This window comes from Streptomyces sp. NPDC002896, from assembly GCF_040295225.1.
Lineage (GTDB): Bacteria > Actinomycetota > Actinomycetes > Streptomycetales > Streptomycetaceae > Streptomyces.
This window is the reverse complement of sequence record NZ_JBEOVA010000001.1, coordinates 82390-103882: the sequence shown is the minus strand read 5'-3', so window position 1 is coordinate 103882 and position 21493 is coordinate 82390. Positions and strand designations below refer to the sequence as shown.

The 21493-nt window shown below is 71.9% G+C and carries 11 protein-coding genes; 8 read left to right on the top strand and 3 right to left on the bottom strand.

Translation table 11 applies throughout. From position 1 onward, the window contains the following. Position 1: 1 nt before the first annotated feature. From prfB to ABT009_RS00345, 3 genes are all read right to left on the bottom strand, one after another. Complete coding sequence (prfB, locus tag ABT009_RS00355) at positions 2-1108, bottom strand: peptide chain release factor 2 (RefSeq protein WP_351287693.1); 1107 nt, start codon at positions 1106-1108, stop codon at positions 2-4. Between the two features lie 402 nt (positions 1109-1510). Continuing rightward, complete coding sequence (locus ABT009_RS00350; RefSeq protein WP_351287691.1) at positions 1511-2779, bottom strand: serine/threonine-protein kinase; 1269 nt, start codon at positions 2777-2779, stop codon at positions 1511-1513. A 201-nt stretch (positions 2780-2980) separates the two neighbouring features. Beyond that, on the bottom strand, positions 2981-4648 hold the full coding sequence (locus ABT009_RS00345) for a serine/threonine-protein kinase (RefSeq protein WP_351287689.1): 1668 nt from the start codon (positions 4646-4648) through the stop codon (positions 2981-2983). A 635-nt stretch (positions 4649-5283) separates the two neighbouring features. On the opposite strand from ABT009_RS00345, the gene ABT009_RS00340 reads away from it, so the two are divergent. The 8 genes from ABT009_RS00340 to ABT009_RS00305 all read left to right on the top strand — a co-directional run bounded on the left by ABT009_RS00340 (position 5284) and on the right by ABT009_RS00305 (position 21485). Next, positions 5284-9438: an FHA domain-containing protein gene (locus ABT009_RS00340; RefSeq protein ID WP_351287686.1), complete on the top strand. Its 4155-nt coding sequence runs from the start codon at positions 5284-5286 to the stop codon at positions 9436-9438. Positions 9439-9605: 167 nt separating this feature from the next. Then, positions 9606-11003 carry an ABC transporter substrate-binding protein gene (locus ABT009_RS00335; protein ID WP_351287684.1) on the top strand — a complete coding sequence of 466 codons (1398 nt, stop codon included), beginning with the start codon at positions 9606-9608 and terminating at the stop codon, positions 11001-11003. A 7-nt stretch (positions 11004-11010) separates the two neighbouring features. Then, positions 11011-12363 (top strand): carbohydrate ABC transporter permease, encoded by a 1353-nt coding sequence (locus ABT009_RS00330; protein WP_351287681.1) that lies wholly within the window; start codon positions 11011-11013, stop codon positions 12361-12363. Beyond that, complete coding sequence (locus ABT009_RS00325) at positions 12360-13238, top strand: carbohydrate ABC transporter permease (protein WP_351287679.1); 879 nt, start codon at positions 12360-12362, stop codon at positions 13236-13238. Before ABT009_RS00330 ends, ABT009_RS00325 begins: the two co-directional genes overlap by 4 nt. 186 nt (positions 13239-13424) lie before the next feature. Continuing rightward, positions 13425-14972: a hypothetical protein gene (locus tag ABT009_RS00320; RefSeq protein ID WP_351287676.1), complete on the top strand. Its 1548-nt coding sequence runs from the start codon at positions 13425-13427 to the stop codon at positions 14970-14972. 165 nt (positions 14973-15137) lie between these two features. Further along, complete coding sequence (locus ABT009_RS00315) at positions 15138-17393, top strand: bifunctional glycosyltransferase/CDP-glycerol:glycerophosphate glycerophosphotransferase (RefSeq protein WP_351287674.1); 2256 nt, start codon at positions 15138-15140, stop codon at positions 17391-17393. 38 nt (positions 17394-17431) lie between these two features. Beyond that, positions 17432-19690, top strand: coding sequence for a bifunctional glycosyltransferase/CDP-glycerol:glycerophosphate glycerophosphotransferase (locus ABT009_RS00310; RefSeq protein WP_351287671.1), 2259 nt, complete (start codon positions 17432-17434; stop codon positions 19688-19690). A gap of 1 nt (position 19691) precedes the next feature. Next, a complete protein-coding gene (locus ABT009_RS00305; RefSeq protein ID WP_351287668.1) occupies positions 19692-21485 on the top strand; it encodes an arabinofuranosyltransferase AftB family protein in 1794 nt (597 codons plus the stop codon). Positions 21486-21493: the final 8 nt, after the last annotated feature.

The following is a 21493-nucleotide window of genomic DNA, read 5'->3' as shown; positions in this document are numbered from 1 at the left end:
GTTATTTCTCCTGCTGCTTGCGCCAGCGAATTCCGGCCTCGAGGAAGCCCTCGATTTCGCCGTTGAAGACGGCCTCGGGATTTCCGACCTCGTAGTCCGTCCGCAGGTCCTTGACCATCTGGTACGGGTGGAGGACGTACGAACGCATCTGGTTGCCCCAGGAATTGCCGCCGTCGCCCTTGAGGGCGTCCATCTTGGCCTGCTCCTCCTGGCGGCGCCGCTCGAGCAGCTTCGCCTGCAGGACGTTCATGGCCGTGGCCTTGTTCTGGATCTGCGAGCGCTCGTTCTGGCAGGAGACGACGATGCCGGTGGGGATGTGGGTGAGGCGGACTGCGGAGTCCGTCGTGTTCACGCCCTGACCGCCGGGGCCCGAGGAACGGTAGACGTCGACGCGCAGCTCGGACTCGTCGATCTCGATGTGGTCGGTCTGCTCGACGACGGGCAGCACCTCGACACCGGCGAAGGACGTCTGGCGGCGGCCCTGGTTGTCGAAGGGCGAGATGCGCACGAGGCGGTGGGTGCCCTGCTCCACGGAGAGCGTTCCGTAGGCGTAGGGCACCTGGACGGCGAAGGTGGTCGACTTGATGCCGGCCTCTTCCGCGTACGACGTCTCGTAGACCTCGGTCTTGTAGCCCTTCTGCTCGGCCCAGCGCAGATACATGCGCTGCAGCTTCTCGGCGAAGTCGGCGGCGTCGACGCCACCGGCCTCCGCGCGGATGTTCACGAGCGCCTCACGCGCGTCGTACTCACCCGAGAGGAGCGTCCGGACCTCCATCTCGTCCAGTGCCCTCCGGACGTCGGCGAGCTCCTGCTCTGCCTCCGCGCGGGTCTCGGGATCGTCCTCCGCCTCGGCGAGCTCGAAGAGCACACCGAGGTCGTCGATCCGCCCGCGCAGGGCCTCCGCCTTGCGGACCTCGGCCTGCAGGTGGGAGAGCCGGCTGGTGATCTTCTGCGCCTCGTCGGGGTTGTCCCACAGGGACGGCGCGGCCGCCTGCTCCTCGAGCACGGCGATGTCTGCCCTCAGCTTGTCGAGGTCCAGGACGGCCTCGATCGACTCCATGGTCGAGGAGAGGGACTTGAGCTCTTCGGATACATCGACGACTGCCACGCTCTCCAGCCTAACGGCTGGCGCAACCTTCGCTTCCCCCCTCTGGGGGGTGCGCGTAACCATTGCGTGGTGCACGTCGTACGCCCGGTAGCCGCCGTCCGTGTGCGCCCACCCACTGCGTGGTGCACCACATACGCAGGGTTACCCGCCGTCGTGGGTTGCGTCCACCCTCCCCACTGCCTTAAGGCGTGGGAGGTGCCCTCAGCCCTGCGGAACGCCTGCCCACAACGGTGGCGGCGGAACCGCGCGCCCCCGTGCCCGCCACAAGCGGGAACCGGCCACCGGCCGGTAGCCGCGTACGCCCCGACCCACCCACCGGCAGGTGGCGCAAGCACCCACCGGCCGGGAGGCGCCCGCACGGGGGCGTCAGGGCCCGTCACCGTCAGGGCCCTGACGGGCCCGTCACGGGCTGGCAGGCGCCGAGTGCTTCGTGTCCTGGGGCGTCGCGTCCGCGTCGCCCCCCGACGTGGCCAGCCACGTCCCGACCCCCACAACGGCCGCCAGCACCACCCCGGCAACCCCGAGGGTGATCCGCCGCCGCCGCGCAGCGGCCCGGTGCCGGGCGGACCCGGGCCGCGGTACCCCCGCCGCCCGCGGAGCCCGCGCCGTCCCCCGCGCCCCTCCGGCGAGCTCGTCGGGTGCCGGAACCCGCATGCTCGTATGCGTGTCCCGGTTCGAGTCGGGCGCAGCCCCCCGCACCAGCGGCACGGCGCCCCGCCGGGCGCCCCCACGGGCCGGGGGCGGCGCCGGATCGTCGTACGCAGGCCCGGCCGACCCCGCCGACGCGCCGGCGCCGGCGTCGTCCCCCGGCTCCTCGTCCGGCTCATCCACGTCCAGCGGCGGCATCCCCGCGAGCAGCGGCAGCTGCTGCCGGAGCCGCGCCCCGAGCTCGGAGGCCCGCAGCCGCGAGGCGGGGGCCTTGGCCAGGCACTGCACGAGCAGCTGCCACAGCTCGTCCGGGATGCCCGGCAGCGGGACGACCGACTCGGTGACGTGCCGCCGCAGCACCGCCCCCGGATGTCCGCCTCCGAAGGGCGTGAACCCCGCCAGCAGCTCGTACAGGACGGTGGCCAGCGCGTAGATGTCCACGGAGGCGGTCGGCGGCAGGCCCTCGATGATCTCCGGCGCGAGGTAGTCGGGGGTGCCGATGATCTTCGTGGCACGGGTGCGCCGGGGCGTGTCGATGAGCTTGGCCACACCGAAGTCGGTGAGCAGCGCGGGATGCGCGCCGCCGGGACCGAGCGGCCCCTGCATGTCCAGGAGGACGTTCTCCGGCTTCACGTCGCGGTGCACGACGCCGGCGGCATGGGCGGCCGCGAGTCCGTCCGCCACGTCGGCGACGATGGCGACCGCGGCCTCGGGGGCGAGTCGGCGCTCGCGCTCGAGCCGGGTCCGCAGATCCGTACCGCGTACGAGATCCATGACCAGCGCGAGGTCGTTGCCGTCGACGACCAGGTCGCGCACGCCGACCACGCGCGGGTGGTCCAGGCCGAGCAGCGCGGTGCGCTCCTGGACGAAGCGTCCGACGAGCTCCTGGTCGGACGCGAGGTCCTCACGCAGCAGCTTGATGGCGACGGGCCCCTCGGGGCCCTCGCCCAGCCACACCGTGCCGGCGCTGCCGCGCCCCAGGACCTGGTGTGCGGTGTACCGGCTGCCGATCTTCCGTGCCAAGACTGCTCCTACGGACGCGTGTTGGCGACACTGTGCTCTCCCGGGCCGGGCGCATCAGCGGCTGCCACCGCGGCCCCCTGGCCCGGCCTCAGCCGATAAAACTACGCGGCCGCGGAGCCAACCTTCACTTCCGAGGAGGAAATCACCCTGCAGATGTCGACAAATCCCCAGAGCCACGCGCCCGAACGGCGTCTGCGGGCGCTACTGCCCCAGCCCGGAGCCGGTGCCGGATCCCGATCCGCCGCCGAGTTCCCCGAACCAGTCCGTGACCGTGTTGAACCAGTCCGTAAGCTGCTGCCAGTAGCCCTTGGTCGTGCCGATCCACTCCTGGAGGGGGCTCAGCTCCCAGATGAGCCAGCCCGCCACGAACAGGATGATGATCGTGAAGAGGCACCCCTTGAGGCAGCCGAGGCCCGGGATCCTCATCGGGTTGGCGCTGCGCTGCCTCGGTTGCCGGGGCTCGCGCTGTGGGGGCGCCTGCCGCGGCGGCTCGGCGTAGCGCTGCGGCTGCGGCTGGGGTGCGGGCGCGGGGGCGTACCGCTGCGGCTGCTGTTGCTGGGGCGCGTAGGGCTGGGGCTGCGGACGCTGTTGCGGCCGCTGCTGCTGGGGGCTCGGCTGCGGGCGGGCGACCTGGCGCTGGGGCCGGCGCCGCAGGGGGTCCTGGTTCGGGTCCAGGTACTGGATCTGCGTCTGTTCGTTGCGGTCGCGGGCCGCGCGCAGCTGGCTCTGCCAGGGGTGCGGTTCCTCGGGCGCTCCGCCGGACGGGTGCTGCGCGCCGGGCCGGTTCTGCGGCATCGGCGGCATGACCGCGGTCGGGTCGGCGGCACCGGAACCGGCGGTGTGCGGCATGACACTGGTCGCGGCGTTCGGGTCGTACGCACCCGCGTTCGCCGCCGCGTTGTTGGGCAGCACCTGCGTGGGGTCGGCGGCGCCGGGGATGCCGGGGACCGTGGCGGGGGACGGGTCCGGCACGAGCAGGGCGCCGACACCCTCCGCGGCCGCGATCTGCGCGGCGTTCGCGTGCACGCCCACACCCTCGGCGACGACGCGCAGTCCGCGCGCGAGGTTCTCGGCGCTGGGGCGTTCGTCCGGGTTCTTGCGCAGGCAGCGCTCTATGACCGTCCACAGGGGGTCGGGCACCGTGGACGGGCGGCGCGGCTCCGCGCTGAGGTGCTGGTGGAGCACCTCGAGGGCCGAACTGCCGGCGAACGGCGGACGGCCGGTGACCAGCTCGTACAGCATGATCCCCGCGCCGTAGACGTCGACGGCGGAGGTCTGCGGGCGGCCCTCGGCGGACTCCGGCGCGACGTACGCGGGCGTGCCGACGAACTCGTGCGTGCGGGTCAGGCCCGGCGAGTCCGCGAGGCGCGCGATGCCGAAGTCGGTCAGCATCGGGTGCATCTGCCCGGCCTCCTGCTTCAGCAGGACGTTGGCGGGCTTGAGGTCGCGGTGCACGACGCCGTCGGCGTGGCTCGCGGCCAGCGCGTCGGCGACCTGCGCGGTCAGCAGGGCGGCGGCGACGGGGCTGAACGGCCCGTTCTCGCGCAGATAGCGGTGCAGGTCAGGGCCGTCGACCAGGTCCATGACCAGCGCGAGCAGATCGCCCTCGACGACGAGGTCGCGCACCCGCACGATGTTGGGGTGCGTGAGCCGCAGGAGTACGGAGCGCTCACGCAGGAAGCGCATCACGACGTCCGCGTCGTTGGCGAGCTCCTCCTTGAGGACCTTGATCGCCACAGTCTCGCCGGGCTGGCCCGGCACGGCCGCTTCTGCGCCCGCGGTCTCCCGCTGGCGGGCTCGCCAGACGGTGCCCGTGGCGCCGCGTCCGAGCGGCTCCTCGAGCAGGTACTTGCTGCCTACCGGCCGCACGTCATGCGCTCCCTGCTTGCTTCTTGCCCTGGCTGGTCTGTTGCTCGCACTGGTGTGCTTGCTGCTGACTGCTTGTGCTGGGTTGTGCTTCTTCCGCTTACTCTGCTGGTCTGTGCCTGCCTGTCCGGCCGCCCTGACGGCTTCCCGGGGCTCGGCGGTTGTCAGCGCCCGTCAGCGGTTCCCGGCAGTTCCATGCGGAGCCGCCGTACCACGTGGACCCCGTGACCCGGTGGTCCCGGCTGCCGTGGCGGTCCTGACGTTCCGACCCACTGTAGTGGGAGCGGGCGGATCTCCGGCCTGTCGACTTCCTGTGTGATCCTCCCTGAAACGCCCTGAAACGCTTCCGTTCGTGGTCGGGAAAGACGCGCCGCTGGGGGTGTCGGTTGCCGGTTTCACGTCGATATCACGTCGGTATCGCGTCGGCGGACGATCCCAAGCGAACAGCGGTCGCGCACAGGGCGGGTACTTTTGCGGGCAGAGCCGACCAATCAAGATCACTTACGGGTGGTCGCCGGGCGTGTTGTCGGTGGCAGGTGCGAGGATGCCTCCAGTACTGGCCGACGTGCCCGTGTGCGGTGGGGGGAATCACAGCGCAACCCCGTGCCGGGTGCCCGCAGAAGGGACTGCTGACGGCGATGCAGATCCGGCTGACCGTCCTGGGGCCGCGACCCGATCCGACGGCCCGCGCGGCCGCGTGCGACGTGCTGGTCACCGCACCGGCCGGGACCGCGCTCGCCGCGGTGGCCTCGGGCCTGGCGGCGGCGGTCGCGGGCGGCGACGGTCCCGCGGTGCTGTACGCGGGCGCGGAGCGGCTCGACGCGCAGCGCTGCACGCTGGGCGAGCCGCCGCTGGTCGACGGTGCCGTGCTCGCGCTGGGCGCTCCCGCCGATCCCGGCCCCGAGTTCGAGGGCGCCACGGCCCAGTTGCACGTCGTCGCCGGGCCCGACGCGGGCGGCGTCCATCTGCTGCACGGCGGGCGGATCGGCATCGGCCGCTCCGCGGACGCCGACGTCCCGCTGGACGACCCGGACGTGTCGCGGCTGCACTGCGCCGTGACGGTCGCCGCGGACGGCGGGGTGTCCGTCACGGATCTGGGTTCCACGAACGGCACGACGGTGAACGGCACGCCGATAGGCGACCGCCCTGTCCGCCTCCAGCCCGGTGCGCTGCTGCGCCTGGGCGAATCCGCCCTACGCCTGGCACCGATGGGGGATGCGACAGCCGCGCTGCCGACGACGCCGGACGGCGAGGGCCATCTGCGCGTGCGGCCCGCCGCCGGGACGGCGCCGGGGGGCGGCGATCCCGACGCGGCCCACGCGCGCGTGGCCGACGGTCATCCGGCACAGGCTCCTGCCGCGGGCCGGGTCGAGCCGGACCCGTCGGGCGAGACGCACCATGCGTACGGAGCGGGGACGCGGTACCGGGATACGGGGGCGAGGGACGGCGGGCAGGCCACGTACGGAGAGGGATCGGCCGGAGCCTGGAGTGGCGCGTACGAACGGGGGGCGCCGGACGGATCGGAGAGGGGCCACCGCAGTTCAGGCTGGCCGAGCGCAGGCGGGCACGACGCGTATACGCGAGATCCGGGGGTGAGCGAGCCCAGCGAAGGCAGGTCGGACTCGTCGGGCGCGGGCTCCGGGTTCGGCGCTCACCAGGCAGACGCGGCATTTGGCGACCGCGGGGCGAACGCATACCCGCCGAGCGCGGCCATGAGCGACCGTAAGGACGCGGGGGCCGGGCGAGGTGGCGTCCTCGGCCCGGAAGGAAGCATCGGCGGGGGCACGGATACGGATGGCGCTGAGGTGCTGCCCGTCGTGCCCGAGCAGGGCCGGCTGCCCGACGACCGCACACGTATGGGCACCCCCACCCGCGGTACGACGGTGCCGCGGAGCTTGCGCCGGCGCGGAGGCTTCACGGCCTGGGCCCGGCGGCTGGGGCGCGGCCGGGACGACCACGGCAGGGCCGCCTCGGGCCGCGCGGGCGAGACGTCGCGGCAGGAGCGGACACCCGTGGGCTCCACGGCACCCGAGCCCTGGCCCGACCCGGCGGCGCTGCTGCTCACGGCCCTCGGCCCCGGGCCGCGGCTCTGGGAGCGCGAGACGGACCACCCGGAGGCGCTGGTGGTGCGGCTCGGCACCGCAGACCGGCCCACTCCGGGTGGTCCCGGCCTGCTGCCCGTGGTGCCCGTGACCGTCGGGTTGCGGGAGTCCGGCGCGCTCGGCCTGGCGGGCCCGCGTGAGCGGCTGGCCGGGCTCGCCCGTTCCGTGATCGCGCAGCTCGCCGCGTTGCATTCGCCCGAGGTGCTCGAGATCGTGCTGATCAGCACGGACCGGGCGCGCCCCGTGCAGGAGCGCACCGCCGAGTGGTCCTGGCTGGGCTGGCTCCCCCACTTGCGTCCCGGCCACGGCCAGGACTGCCGTCTGCTCCTCGCCTATGACCGCGAACAGGCCGCCGCCCGTACGGACGAACTCATCCGGCGCCTGGACGATCACCTGCGCGAACAGAGGCCGGCGCATCCGCTCGGTGCGGGCCACCGTGCGCGCCAGGGCACGCCGTCTTGGGCCACCGGGAGGGAGAATCCCGGCTGGCCAGGCGGTAGTGAGTCCCGCGCCGGCGAGGGTGAACGCCCGGGCCAGGTCCCATCGGGCGCACCCGGCACCGAGACGGACGGCCGGCGGGCCATGCGTGATCACGGATACGACGCCCACGACGGGCACGGTGACCGCGACGGACGCGGACGGCGGGCATACGGGCACGACACCGACGAGCAGGCCCACCGGGGGTACGGGCACGCCGCCCACTCGGACGGGCGAACTCCACGCACCGACGGGCGCGGACAGAGCGACCGCGCGGACGGACAAAGCCACCGCGGGGTCGAGGGCGTGTCCGTGGGCGGGCCGGGCGACGGCGCCGGGCGAGCGGACGCGGGCCGGGGCGCCGCGGCAGACGGCCCTGCTTGGGCCGGTGACGGTGCACGTCCCGGGCCGTACACGGTGGTCGTGGTCGACGGGGACCCGGGTTCCGCGGGCCTGCGGGAGGCCGTGACCCGGCTCGCCGAACAGGGCGCCGCCGCGGGGATCCACGTCGTGTGCCTCGCCGAGACCCCGGCCGCCTCGCCCGCCTCGCCGCTGGCCGAGACGTACGAAGCTGCCTGTGCCGAATCCCCGGCCTTCCGCGCGTGCGGGGCCGCCGCCCTGCTGAGCGGCGACGTGGCCACGGCTCTGCGGCTGCTGCGCACGGTCCGGGGAGAGATCGCCGGGCACGGCACGGTGGCCGCGGTCGACGCGGTGTCGGCGGCCTGGATCGAGCGGTTCGCACGCGCGTTGGCGCCGTTGCGGATGGACGGCGCACCCGGCGAGCGGCACGCGCGCGTGTCCGCCCCTCTGCCCCAAGCGGCCCGCCTGCTGGACGAGTTGGGGCTCGCGCGGGCCACCCCGGCCTCGCTCATGGCGCGTTGGGCGGCCGCGGGCGACAGCCCGGAGGCCCTCGGCGGCCGTGCCTGGGCGGTGCTGGGCGCCGGGCCGCGCGGCCCGGTGTGCGTGGACCTCGCGGCCGAGGGCCCGCACATGCTGATCGACGGCCCGCCGAGCAGCGGCAGGACGGAGCTGCTGCGCTCGGTGGCCGCATCGCTGGCCGCCGCGGATCGACCCGACCGGCTCGGCCTCGTCCTGATCGACGGCCGCGACGCCGGTGCGGGCCGTGGCGGGCCCGCCACGTCGGGCGGCAGCGGTACGGGGGCCGCCGGGCGCGGCGACGGGCTGCGGGTCTGTACGGACCTGCCGCACGTCACGACCTATCTGACGGCCAACGATCCCGTCCGGATGCGGGAGTTCGCCCAGTCGCTGACCGCCGAGCTGAAGCGGCGCGCCGAGCTGCTGGGACGGCTCGGCTTCACCGACTGGCACACGCAGCGCGAGGTGTCCGGCCGGATGGTCGCGCAGCGGTCGGCCGCGGGGGCCCGGGCTCCCGGGCGGTCGGAGGCCTCTGCCGCGCCGCGGGCGACGGCGGGAGCGCCGTTCGCGCCGCAGGCGTCATCCGCGTTCTCCGGGACGTCGGCACCCTCCGGGACGTCCGCGCAGCCCTCGTCCGTGCCACTCGGTGCGCAGGTGCCCGGCACGGAGACGCACGGCGACCAAGCCTCCTGTACGCAGACACCCGGTGCGCAGACGCCTGGTCCGCAAGCGGCCTCGCAGGCGTCCGGCGATCTGGACACTCCGCCGAGCTCGACGCTGCGGCTGCGCCCGGCAGGGCGACGGGAGCGTCCGGATCCCGGGCCGCCGCTGCCCCGGCTCGTCGTCATCGTGGACGACGTCGACGCGCTGCTGTCCCCGGCCCTCGGGTCGCCGGGACGTCCCGCGGCCGGCTCGGTCGTACGCGCACTGGAGGCCGTCGCACGGGACGGCGAGCGGCTCGGCGTCCATCTCGTGGCGGCCACCGGGAGCACGGGGCGCCCGGCGGAGACCGAGCTCGGGCGGTCGGCGACGCTGCGGATCGTGCTGGACGCGCCGTCGGGCGGAGCCGAGGATCCGGCGCCGGGGCGCGGGGCCCTGCGGACCGCCGAGGGGCGGGCGACACCGTTCCAGGCGGGGCGGGTCACCGGGCGCATTCCCCGGACGGGGACGCTGCGGCCCACGGTCGTGGCGCTGGACTGGGAGCGGATGGGGGATCCGCCGGCCCGGCGGCCGGTGCGGGAGCTGGGGAACGGGCCGACGGACCTGGCGTTGCTGGCCAGTGCCCTCGAGCGCGCCGCGCGCTCCGTGGAAGCCGTCGAGGTGCCCTCACTGCTCTAAGGGCGCCTCCCCCGTCACGTCTCGCGTCGAGATCACGACCCCGTCACGATCACCCGCTGGACAGCGCAGGCGCTCTTGCCGGGCCTGAGCGGCCGGGCGTAGACAGAGCGCACGGGACAGGTCTCGCAAGCACTCGCGATGGCGCGAGGGAAGAGAACGGGGCAGTGATGCACAGCACTCTTCGTCAGCGAAAGACGCACCGTACACATACGACAAACAGGGCCGCAAAGACCGCCGCAGCCGTCCTCGCGGGCGCGCTCGCGCTCACCCTCACCGCGTGCGGCGGCGATGGCGGCAAGGACAAGAAGGGCACGGGTAGCGGCACCAAGGAGACCGGCAGCACCGTCACGCTCCCCAAGCTGAACGGCGAGAGCCTCGAGGTCTCCGCCGTATGGACCGGGCCGGAACAGGCCAACTTCAAGAAGGTTCTCGCCGAGTTCGAGAAGCGCACGGGCGCGAAGGTGACGTTCGTGCCCGCGCAGGACCCGATCATCAACTTCCTCGGTTCGAAGATCGCGGGCGGCGAGCCGCCGGACGTGGCGATGCTTCCGCAGGTCGGCGCCATCAAGCAGGCCGTCGACAAGAAGTGGGCGAAGCCGGTGGGCAAGGACGCCCAGGAGCAGCTGGCGAAGAACTACTCAAAGGGCTGGCAGGACCTCGGCAAGGTCGACGGCACGCAGTACGGCGTGTACTTCAAGGCCGCCAACAAGTCCCTGATCTGGTACAACACCACGGTCTTCGACAACGCGGGCGCGACGGAGCCGAAGACCTGGAAGGAGTTCCTGGACACCGCGCAGACGATCTACGACTCCGGGGTCACGCCCGTCTCGGTCGGCGGCGCCGACGGATGGACGCTCACCGACTGGTTCGAGAACATCTACCTCTCGCAGGCCGGGCCGGAGAAGTACGACCAGCTGGCCCAGCACAAGATCAAGTGGACGGACCCGTCCGTGAAGGACGCGCTGACCACGCTCGGGCAGCTCTTCGGCAAGAAGGACTACATCGCGGGAGGCGCGGACGGCGCGCTGCAGACCGACTTCCCGACCTCCGTCCAGCAGACGTTCACCGGCGGCGACCAGCCGAAGGCCGGGATGGTCTTCGAGGGCGACTTCGCCGGCATCAACATCACGCAGGCGAAGGCGGAGATCGGGAAGGACGCCAAGGTGTTCCCGTTCCCGGCCGTCGGCGACCAGGCGCCCGTCGTCAGCGGTGGCGACGCGGCCGTACTGCTGAAGGACTCCAAGGCCGGACAGGCGCTGCTGACCTTCCTCGCCTCGCCCGACGCGGCGACGATCTGGGCGAAGGAGGGCGGTTACCTCTCGCCGAACAAGAGCGTCGACCTGGCCTCGTACCCGAACGACGTGCAGCGGGACATGGCCAAGGCGCTGATCGACGCGGGTGACGACTTCCGCTTCGACATGTCGGACCAGGCCCCGCAGGCGTTCGGCGGCACGCCCGGCGCGGGCGAGTGGAAGGCGCTGCAGGACTTCCTGAAGAACCCGAAGGACGTGGCGGGCACGCAGGCCACGCTGGAGGCGGACGCGGCCAAGGCGTACGGGGACTGACCCGGCGATGACGTCGTCGACGGCGGGAGGCGCGGCCAAGTCGCCGCCGCCTCCCGCACCCCGGAGTCGTAAGAGCGTGACGGGCACGCGCAGGACGGTGGCGGCACTCTTTCTGCTGCCCGCGCTGCTGCTGCTCGGTGCGCTCGTGGTCTACCCGATCGGGTACTCGCTGGTCCGCAGCTTCTTCGACCAGTCCGGCAGCGGTTTCGTCGGCTTCGACAACTACAAGGAGCTGTTCACCGACGACAGCATCCTCACCGCCATCAAGAACAACGCGATCTGGGTGGTGGTGGCCCCGGCCGTCGCGACGGCGCTCGGTCTGATCTTCGCGGTGCTCACCGAACGCGTGCGCTGGGGCACGGCGTTCAAGCTGGTCGTCTTCATGCCGATGGCGATCTCGATGCTCGCGGCCGGGATCATCTTCCGGCTGGTGTACGAGCAGGATCCGGACCGCGGCTTCGCCAACGCCGTGTGGGTGGGGGTGCACGACACCTTCGCCGAGTCGTCCGCGTTCCCCAAGGCGCATCCCGGCCAGGATTCGCCCCTGAAGGCCGCGGGCGGCGGGGCGTTCATCACGAAGGAGCCGGTACGGGCCGGTGAGCCGGTGGTGCTGCCGATGGTCGGTGTGGCGCCCGACCAGATGCCCGACGGCGCCAAGCCGGCGAAGGCCGCGCCCGCCGAACCGGGCAAGGTCACCGGCACCACCTGGCAGGACTTCACGCGCGGCAAGGGCGTCGGTGAGCGCAACGGCGTCGACGCCTCGGAGCTGGGCTATCCCGGTATGAGGATCGAGGCGGTCAAGGACGGGAAGGTGGTGGACTCGACGCGGGCCGCGGCCGACGGCACGTTCACGCTGTCGTCGAAGTCCGACGGGGCGCAACTCCGCCTCCCGGCCTCGAATTTCCGGGAGCCGTACAACGGGGTCGACTGGCTAGGTCCGAGCCTGATCACACCGGCGGTCATCAGCTCGTACATCTGGATGTGGGCCGGGTTCGCGATGGTCCTGATCGCGGCGGGCCTGGCCGGAGTTCCGCGCGAACTCCTCGAGGCGGCGCGGGTCGACGGCGCCACCGAATGGCAGGTGTTCCGCCGGATCACGGTGCCGCTGCTCGCTCCCGTACTCGCGGTCGTCCTCGTCACACTGATGATCAACGTCCTGAAGATCTTCGACCTGGTCTTCATCATTCCGCCGGGCTCGTCGCAGGACGAGGCGAACGTGCTTGCGCTGCAGCTGTACCGCTCGGCGTTCAGCGACGACCAGCCCGGCATCGCGAGCGCCATCGCGGTGTTCCTGCTGCTGCTCGTCGTACCAGTGATGTTGTTCAACATTCGGCGGCTGCGACGGGAGGTGCGGCGATGAGCTCGGCAGACGCCGTGAAGGCGCGGCGGTCGTTCGGTTCGCGGATCGCGGAAGTCCTGAGCGGTGGCTTCGTCCGTGTGTTCCTGATCGTGGTCGGTCTCTTCTGGCTCGTACCGACCATCGGGCTGCTGCTGTCCTCGCTGCGCACCCCGGCGGACATGAGCAGCAGCGGCTGGTGGAAGGTGCTCTCGCAGCCGTCCCAGATCACCTTCGACAGCTACCAGCGGCTGCTGGAGAACGACACGATCACGGGCTCGCTGCTCAACACCATCTGGATCACCGTCCCGGCGACCCTGCTGGTCGTGGTGATCGGCTCGCTCGCGGGCTATGCCTTCGCCTGGATGGAGTTCCCGGGCAGGGACTGGTGGTTCCTGCTTGTCGTGGGCCTGCTGGTGGTGCCGGTCCAGGTCGCGCTGCTGCCGATCGCCAAGCTCTTCGGCGGCATCGGTATCTTCGGCTCGATCATCGGCGTGATCCTCTTCCATGTGGGGTTCGGGCTGCCGTTCGCCGTGTTCCTGCTGCGGAACTTCTTCGCGGAGATCCCAAGGGAGCTGCTGGAGGCCGCGCGTCTGGACGGCGCGGGTGAGCTCCGGCTGTTCGTACGCGTCGTGATGCCGCTCGGCGGCCCCGCGATCGCCTCGCTCGGCATCTTCCAGTTCCTGTGGGTGTGGAACGACATGCTGGTCGCGCTGATCTTCGCCGACTCGGGCAGTCAGCCGATCACGGTCGCTCTGCAGACACAGGTACGGCAGTTCGGTAACAACATCGACGTACTGGCGCCCGGCGCCTTCATCTCGATGGTGATCCCGCTGGCGGTGTTCTTCGCGTTCCAGAAGCAGTTCGTGTCGGGGGTCATGGCGGGCGCAGTCAAGTAGCACAAGGGCCGGATGGTTGCGAGGGGCGCGCTGTGAGGCGCGCCCCTCAGCCGTGCACGCAGCCAAGTCACCCTCCTATAAGGCCATTCGAATGGTCCGCCACCAATATTCCCCTTTTTCGGTTATTGCTGCGGATACATTCCGCCTCCGCTCGCTTCTCCAGTCCCATGCCAGGAGATCTCCGCCATGTCAGACACCCCGCCCCGCCCCTCGCCCGCCGCCCGGGTGGCGGCGGTCGCGAAGGCCCAGGCCCTGTGGTCGCGTGTACCCCCGGCGCTGCGTTTGCCGCTCGCCGTCTTCGCTGCCTGCCAGGCCTGCTACCTGCTGTGGTGGGCTGCCTTCTACCCAGGCATGATCAACTATGACTCCCTCGTCTTCGCCTGGCAGGTCGCCACCGACCACTGGATCGCCAATCACTCGATCCTCTACAACTGCCTGGTCTGGCTGACCCTCAACACAACGGGGGGCTTTGCGGCGCTGACGCTGCTGCAGACGATCGCGATGTCCGCGGCGCTCGGCTATACGTGCGCGAGCCTGCGCGCGATCGGCGTACGCGGGCGGTGGAGCGCACCGGCCGCGGTGGCCTGCACCCTGATTCCGCCGCTCGGGCCGTTCATCGTCTACGTGGGGAAGGATGTGCCGTTCACGATCTGTGTGGTGCTGACCTTCGCCGTGACGGCACGACTGGTGGGCAGGCGGTTGCAGGGGAGCTGGAACGGCCGTCTGCAACGCTCCGAACTCATCCTGCTGTGCGTCGCGTTCCTTGGAATCGGCCTCTTCCGCAACAACGGCTTCCCCATTTCCGTGATCGCCGCGCTCAGCCTGTTTCTGGCGTTGCCCGGGGCCCGGCGCCTGATCACCGCACTGGTCACCGCCACCACGGCCCTCACACTGACGCTGATGCTCGCGGTCTATCCGGCGGTCGGCATCCAGCCGGCACCCAAGACGCTCGTCTACAACACGCACTACGCCGACGTGGCGGTGACCTATGCGCAGGCACCGGGCCTGTTCACCCGGGATGATCTGCGACTGATGGCCCAGGTGACATCACTGTCGAACTGGCGCAAGGCGGGAACGATTTGCTATGCCTCCGACCCGCTGTACCAGAAACTGCACAGGGACGTCGCCGACCGGCTCACCGACCCGCTCATGCAGTTGTGGTGGCGCACCCTGCGCAAGGCCCCCCAGACGGTGCTGGGCGCACGACTGTGCCGCGGGCACCTCGCCTGGGCCGTCTTCCCCGGGCCGAAGGATCAGAGCGGCAGGACGTGGAACACCATCAACTGGGTGAACCCGACGTTCTACAGGTGGTACCCGGAGCTGAAGAAGAGCCCGTACCGGCAGGCTGCACAGCCCAAGCCCCTGTCCTACACCCTCAAGCACGCTGCCGACTTCGGGTATGCCGCCTCGCGCATCCCCCAGCTGGAGTGGATCCTCCTGCGCGGCGCGATCTGGTGCTACGCCACCTATGTGCTCGTCGCCCGCCTCGCCCGGGCCCGCAACTGCCGTCCCCTGCTCGCCCTGGCAGGCGTCACCCTCGGCGTGCAGCTCACCGTACTCGCGGCAATCCCCTCGCCGACCTTCCGCTATATGGCGCCACCCATGGTCGTCGGCGTGCTCTGCCTGTCGCTCATCCCCGCGCTGCGCCGTGCTGCGGGGCCCGTCGTCCCGCCCCAGGCGTCCCGGACGGCGCCTTCGGCCGCCTCACCGAAGCGCGTGGAGTACGCCCCGTAGGCGGGAGTTGTCAAGTAGCTGACGGTGCGGATGGTTGCGAGGGGCGCGCGGTGAGGCGCGCCCCTCCGTACTCAATTCGGACTCCTCCATACGCCACATCCTCGTAACCGCTCATCCCAGCACTCGTTTCCGGGCAATATGCCGCTGACGACCCATGGATGCGCTTTGCCTCGGTTCAGTGTGATCGTCCCCGTGTACAAGGTGCAGGCCTACCTGCACGCCTGCCTCGAGTCCGTACTGGGCCAGTCCTTCACGGACTTCGAGCTGATCGCCGTCGACGACTGCTCACCCGACGGGAGCGGTGCCATCGTCGACGAGTTCGCGGTCCGCGACCCGCGCGTCACCGTGGTCCATCTGCCGGAGAACGTCGGCCTGGGTCCGGCCCGCAACGCCGGTCTCGAGCGTGCCACCGGCGAGTACGTGGTCTTCCTGGACAGCGACGACTCGCTCGCGCAGGACGCGCTGCAGGCGATCTCGGACCGGCTCAAGGACACGGACAGTCCCGACGTCCTGGTCTACGACTACGTGCGGACGTACTGGACCGGCACGACGGTTCCCAACAGCGCCAGGGCCCAGCTCACCGAGGCGGGCCCCCCGGTGTGCACCCTGGCGGACCGGCCGGGACTGCTGCGGGTCCTGCACGTGGCCTGGAACAAGGCCTACCGCCGTGAGTTCCTGGAGCGCGGGGCCTTCGCCTTCGCGCCCGGCTACTACGAGGACGTCTCCTGGACCTACCCGGTGCTGCTGACCGCCGAGTCGATCGCGGTGCTCGACCGGGTGTGCGTGCACTACCGGCAGCGCAGGCAGGGCGCGATCACCAGCACCCCGGGGAGCAGGCACTTCGAGATCTTCGAGCAGTACGACCGGGTCTTCGCCTACCTGGACGCGCATCCCGAACTGGCCGAGTGGCGGCCCCATGTGTTCCGCCGGATGACCGACCACTTCAGCTCGGTGTTCACGGCGCGGGGCCGGGTGCCGCGCGGCAGCCGCGCCGCGTTTCTGCGCCAGGCCCGTACGTACTGCCGCCGCTACCGCGTTCCGGGTGCGACTCCGCCCGCCCGCACCAGGATCCGGCACGCCCTGGTCCGCATGGGGGCGCACCGCACCTACCGGGCCGTCTGCTCCGCACGGGCCTTCCAGCGCCGCGTCCGCCGCATCGCCTCGGCCGCAGACCAGGCCGTCAGGGGGGCCGCGCTCCAGGTCCACTACGGCATCCAGCGGCGCCTTCCGCTGCGCGAGAACGACGCGGTGTTCTCCGCCTACTGGGGCCGCCGCGGCTACGGCTGCAACCCGGCGGCGATCGAGGAGAAGGCCCGCGAACTGGTGCCCGGCCTCCGCACCGCCTGGATCGCCGACCCCGCGCACCACCACACGGTTCCGACGGCCGCGCGCCGCCTCACGCCCGGCACGGCCGCGTACTGGACGGCGCTCGCCCGCTCCAAGTACCTGGTGAACAACGTCAACTTCGACCGCAGGCTGGTCAAGCGCCGGGGCCAGGTCTTCCTGCAGACCCAGCACGGCACCCCGCTCAAGCACATGGGCCTCGACCTGCTTGACCGGCCCGCGGCCGTCGGCGACACGGACGTCCGGCGGATGCTCGCCAACTGCGACAAGTGGGACTACGTGCTGTCCGCGAACCGCCACTCGACGCTCGTCTGGGAACGCGTCCACCCCGCCGCGTACACCACGCTCGAGTACGGCTATCCGCGCAACGACGTCTACCAGCGGGCGACGGGCAGAGACGTGGCCCGGCTGCGGGAGACCCTCGGCATCCCCCGGGACTCGGTCGCGGTCCTGTACGCCCCCACCCACCGGGACTACCGCCGCATCCAGCACGCCCGGATCGATCTGGACCGGATGCTGCATGCGCTCGGCCCCAGCTTCACGGTGCTCGCCCGCGCCCACCACCTCCACGGCACGCCGCTCGCGGCCGAGGGCTCGTCCCGGCTGATCGACGTCTCGGACCACCCCAGCGTCGAGTCCCTCTGCTTGGCGAGCGACGTCCTCGTGACGGACTATTCGTCGCTGATGTTCGACTACGCCAACCTGGACCGCCCGATCGTGGTGTACGCCGACGACTGGGAGGCCTACGAGGCGGCCCGCGGCACCTACTTCGACCTGCGGAGGTTCTCCCCCGGCGCGATCGCGTTCAGCGAGGAGGAGCTGATCGACATCTTCGCGACCGGCGAATGGCGCAGCCCGCATGCCGCCCAGCGGCGGGCCGCGTTCCGCGAGCGCTTCTGCCCGTACGACGACGGGGGCGCCGCCGAGCGGGTCGTACGGCACGTGTTCCTCGGCGAGACGGCGGGCCTGCCGTCCGTCGTGCCCCTGGAGAGGCGGCAGCCGGCGGCGGTCCCCACGGCTTTCGGACCGCGGCAGGAGCCGTCGGCATCCGTGCTTCTGACCGCCGGCCCCGCGTGAATCCCGATTTGCGTGAATCCCGATCGAGTGAGGGTGACTTGTCCCGCTTCAGCGTTGTCGTTCCCACCCATGAGACCGGGGGCCGCCTGCCCGGCTGTCTCGACTCGGTGCTCGGCCAGGCCTTCGCCGACATCGAGCTGATCGCCGTCGTCAGCGACCCGGAAGGACTGTGCGGATCCATCGTGGCCGCACGCGCGGACGCCGATCCGCGGATCAAGGTGGTCCAGTCGCCGCCCGCCGACGGCCTGGCGGGCGCCCGCAACGCCGGAATCGCCGCCGCGGAGGGCGAGTTCCTGCTCTTCCTCGACGGCGACGACACACTCGTACCCGACGCCCTGGCGGCCATCGACGCCCGGCTGAAGGAGACCGGCGACCCCGATCTGCTGCTCTTCGACCACGAGCGGGTGCACTGGTACGCGGGCGGCAAGGGGCCGGCCCTCGAGCGGCTGTGGAAGGGCGCGCCGGCCGGAGCCGTGCCGGTGGAGCAGCACTCCGCCCTGCCCGATGTGCTGGTGCCCGCCTGGAGCGCCGCCTGCCGGCGCACCTTCGTGACCGGGCACGAACTGGTCTTCCCGCCCGGCATGTTCACCGACATGGAGTGGATCGTGGCGGCCGCGCTGCACGCCGAGCGGATCGCCCTGCTCGACCGGGTCTGCGTACGCCATCTGCTGCGCCGCCAGGGCAGCAGGAACCGCGCGCCCGGCGCCCACCACCTGGACCTGCTCGACCGGTTCGACGCCGTGATGCGGCAGGCCGTGGAGCTCAAGCCGTACGCGCCGCTGCTCGGCAGGCTCTTCGACGGGATGGCGCAGGAGGTGCTGAGTACCGCGGCGTCCCCGTGGCGACTGCCGGACGCCGCCCTGAGGCGCCGGTACTTCAAGCGGGCGAGCCGGCTCTACCGGCAGCACCGCCCTGTCGGCCACGAGCGGCCCCGCGGGCACCTCGGACTGGAGCACGCGCTGCTGGCGTCCGGCTCGCACGTGGCGTTCCGCGCACTGCGCGGCACGAAGCGGGGGCTGGACAGCACGGTGCAGCCCGCCCGGGACCGCATCCGGCGGCTCCGGCGGCGGTACGACGATCCGTATCAGGCGTTCCTCACGCGGCCGGTCGACGAGAACCTCGCCGTCTTCTCCTCGTACTGGGGCCGCGGCTACACCTGCAACCCGGCCGCCATCGCCACCGCGGCCCGCCGCCTGGCCCCGCACATCCGGACGGTCTTCCTGGTCGCAGAGGACAACGCGGCACAGATGCCGGAGGGCGTGGAGAGCGTCGTGATCGGCAGTCCGCGCTACTGGGAGGTGATGGCCACGGCCAAGTACACCTTCAACAACGTCAACTTCGAGATGGCGGTCCGCAAGCGGCCCGGCACCGTCCATGTGCAGACGCAGCACGGCACCCCGCTCAAGCGGATGGGCGTGGACCAGGTGGAGTTCCCGGCGGCGGCCGCGGCCTCCGGCAGTTTCCGCAAGCTGCTGCACCGCGTGGACCGCTGGGACTTCAACATCTCGTCGAACCGCCACTCAACCGAGGTGTGGGAGCGGGCCTACCCGGGTGCGTACGAGAGCCTCGACGTCGGTTATCCGCGCAACGACGCGTTCTACAGCTCGACGGCCGAGGACGTGGCCGCGATCCGGCGGCGCCTCGGTGTCCCCGACGACCGGATCGCCGTGCTGTACGCGCCGACCCACCGCGACTACCGCAAGGACTTCGCCGCGCAGCTGGACCTCGCCGCGTTCTGCGCCGCGCTCGGCGACGAGTTCGTCGTGCTCCTGCGCGCCCACCACTTCTACGAGGGCACCGCGGGCCTCGAAGAGGCCAAGCACTCCGGCGCGTTGATCGACGTCACGGCGCACCGCTCGCCCGAGGAGGTGTGCCTGGCCGCGGACGCGCTGATCACGGACTACTCGTCGATCATGTTCGACTACGCCAACCTGGACCGCCCGATCGTGGTGTACGCCGACGACTGGGACGTCTACCGGGAGACGCGCGGCGTGTACTTCGATCTGCTCGCCGAGCCGCCGGGCGCCGTGGCACGCACCCAGGACGAGCTGACGCGGGTCTTCCTCAGCGGCGAGTGGGAGGACGAGCGGACGGGGCGGCTGCGCGCCGCGTTCCGTGAGCGGTTCTGCGAGTTCGACGACGGGCGGGCCGCGGAGCGCGTGGTCCGCCGGGTCCTGCTCGGTGAGCCGGCCGAGGCCCTGCCGCCCGTCGTTCCGCTGCACGAGCGCATTCCCGCCCCGGCCGCCCACCGGACCGGTGCGGCACTGAGTCGTGTCGTGCCTGCCCGGGAACCCTGACATGCCCGATCTGACCAAGTCGTCGGCCGTAGCCGAGTCGTCGGCCGCGGCCGGGACACGATCCGCATCCGTGATCGCCCAGCGAACGTCCTCGCCGGCCGAGGTCGCGCCCGCCGCCGCCCGAAGGCTGCGCTGGTGGAACACCCTGGTGATCACGGTCCCGGCGGCGGCCGTGCTCGCTCTGGGATACAGCCACCGCTGGGTGGGCGACGACGCCCTGATCTACACGCGCGCCGTCCGGCAGATCCTGGCCGGAAACGGTCCCGTCCACAACATCGGGGAACGCGCGGAGACCTCCACCGGAACGCTGTGGCAGTGGCTGCTGGCACTCGGCGGACTGGTCACCGGGACCGACCCCGCTCTGCTCGCGGTCGTTCTGGGCCTCGTCACCACGGTGGCGGGCTGGCTGCTGGCGGGCGATGCGGCCCGCAGGCTGCACGGCGGGGCCCGCCTGGTCCCGGTCGGTGTGCTGGTGCTCCTGCCCGTGGCGGCCGTATGGGACTACGCGACATCGGGTCTGGAGACCGGCCTCATCACCTTCTGGCCGGCCGGGTGCTGGTGGCTCATGGTCACCGGCGCGTCCAGGGCGGCCTCGGGGCGCCGACGGGCCCTCACCGCCGCGGCGTTCGGGCTCGGTCCGCTGGTGCGCCCCGATCTGGCCCTGGTGACCGGTGTCTTCCTGGTCGTCTGGTACGCGCTGCTGCGCCCGGGCGTGCGCAGCGCGCTGGCCCAGGCGGCCGCGGCCTTGGCGCTCCCGCTGGCGTACGAGGTCTTCCGCGCGGGCTACTACGGCGTGCTCGTACCGCTGCCCGGGCTCGCCAAGGAGGCCTCCGAGGCCGTCTGGCTGCGCGGCCTCGTCTACGCCGCCAACTTCGTCCTCCCGTACCAGCTGTGGATCCCCGCACTGCTGCTGTCCGTGCTGGTCCTGCCCGCCCGGCGCGTCCTGTCGCGGCGCCTGCTGCTCCTGGTGTCCGCACCCGCGGTGTCCGGCGCGCTCAGTGTGGTGTACGTCGTGCGGGTCGGCGGTGACTTCATGCACGGCCGGATGCTGCTGCCCGGGCTTCTGCTGATGATGCTGCCGCTGTGGGCACTGCCACCGGGCCGGCGGACCACGAGGGTCGCCGGAGCCCTGGGGATCTGGGCGGTGTGCTGTCTGCTGCTGTGGCGCCCACCCGGGCAGTCGTCCCACTTCAAGATCTTCGATCAGCACACCGGATACCAGCACCTCACGGGAGTGCGGCACCCCACGGAGCAGCGCGACCACCGGGCGATCCGCACACCGTTCACGGCGCGTGTCGAGCGAGCCGCCGCCCGTCCGGAGCCCACTCTCGTCCTCGAGACCTCGTTCAACCGCACCTATCTGGAGCTGCCGCTTTCCGAGCGCTTCCACGCCCGGGTGGCAGCCACCCGCGTGATGCTCGGCCACAGCGGTCTCGTCGTCCCGCTGGACGGTCTCTCGATCGACCCGCAGGGGCTCGCGTACCCCCTGGCCGCCCACCTGGAGCGGACCCATATCGGCAAGGCCGGGCACGACAAGCGTCTGCCCGACGCCTGGATCATCGCCGACTACACGGATCCCGGCACCCCCCTGCCGCCCGGCGTTGACCGGGGCGCGGTCGCGGCCGCCCGGCACGCCCTGAGCTGCGGCCCGCTCGCCGAACTGCAGGACTCCGTCCGGCAGCCCATGTCGCCGGAGCGCTTCTGGCGCAACCTGACCGGCTCGTGGCAGCGCACGTCGTTCCGCTTTCCGTCGGACCCGTACGCCGCCGAAGCCGCCCTGTGCCGGAACACCTGAAAAGGACG

Bases quoted from the DNA above. Each gene is read 5' to 3' on its own strand.
- ABT009_RS00320 (WP_351287676.1), top strand. From the start codon at position 13,425: ATGTCAGACACCCCGCCCCGCCCCTCGCCCGCCGCCCGGGTGGCGGCG.
- ABT009_RS00330 (WP_351287681.1), top strand. From the start codon at position 11,011: ATGACGTCGTCGACGGCGGGAGGCGCGGCCAAGTCGCCGCCGCCTCCC.
- ABT009_RS00340 (WP_351287686.1), top strand. From the start codon at position 5,284: ATGCAGATCCGGCTGACCGTCCTGGGGCCGCGACCCGATCCGACGGCC.
- ABT009_RS00305 (WP_351287668.1), top strand. From the start codon at position 19,692: ATGCCCGATCTGACCAAGTCGTCGGCCGTAGCCGAGTCGTCGGCCGCG.
- ABT009_RS00335 (WP_351287684.1), top strand. From the start codon at position 9,606: ATGCACAGCACTCTTCGTCAGCGAAAGACGCACCGTACACATACGACA.
- ABT009_RS00325 (WP_351287679.1), top strand. From the start codon at position 12,360: ATGAGCTCGGCAGACGCCGTGAAGGCGCGGCGGTCGTTCGGTTCGCGG.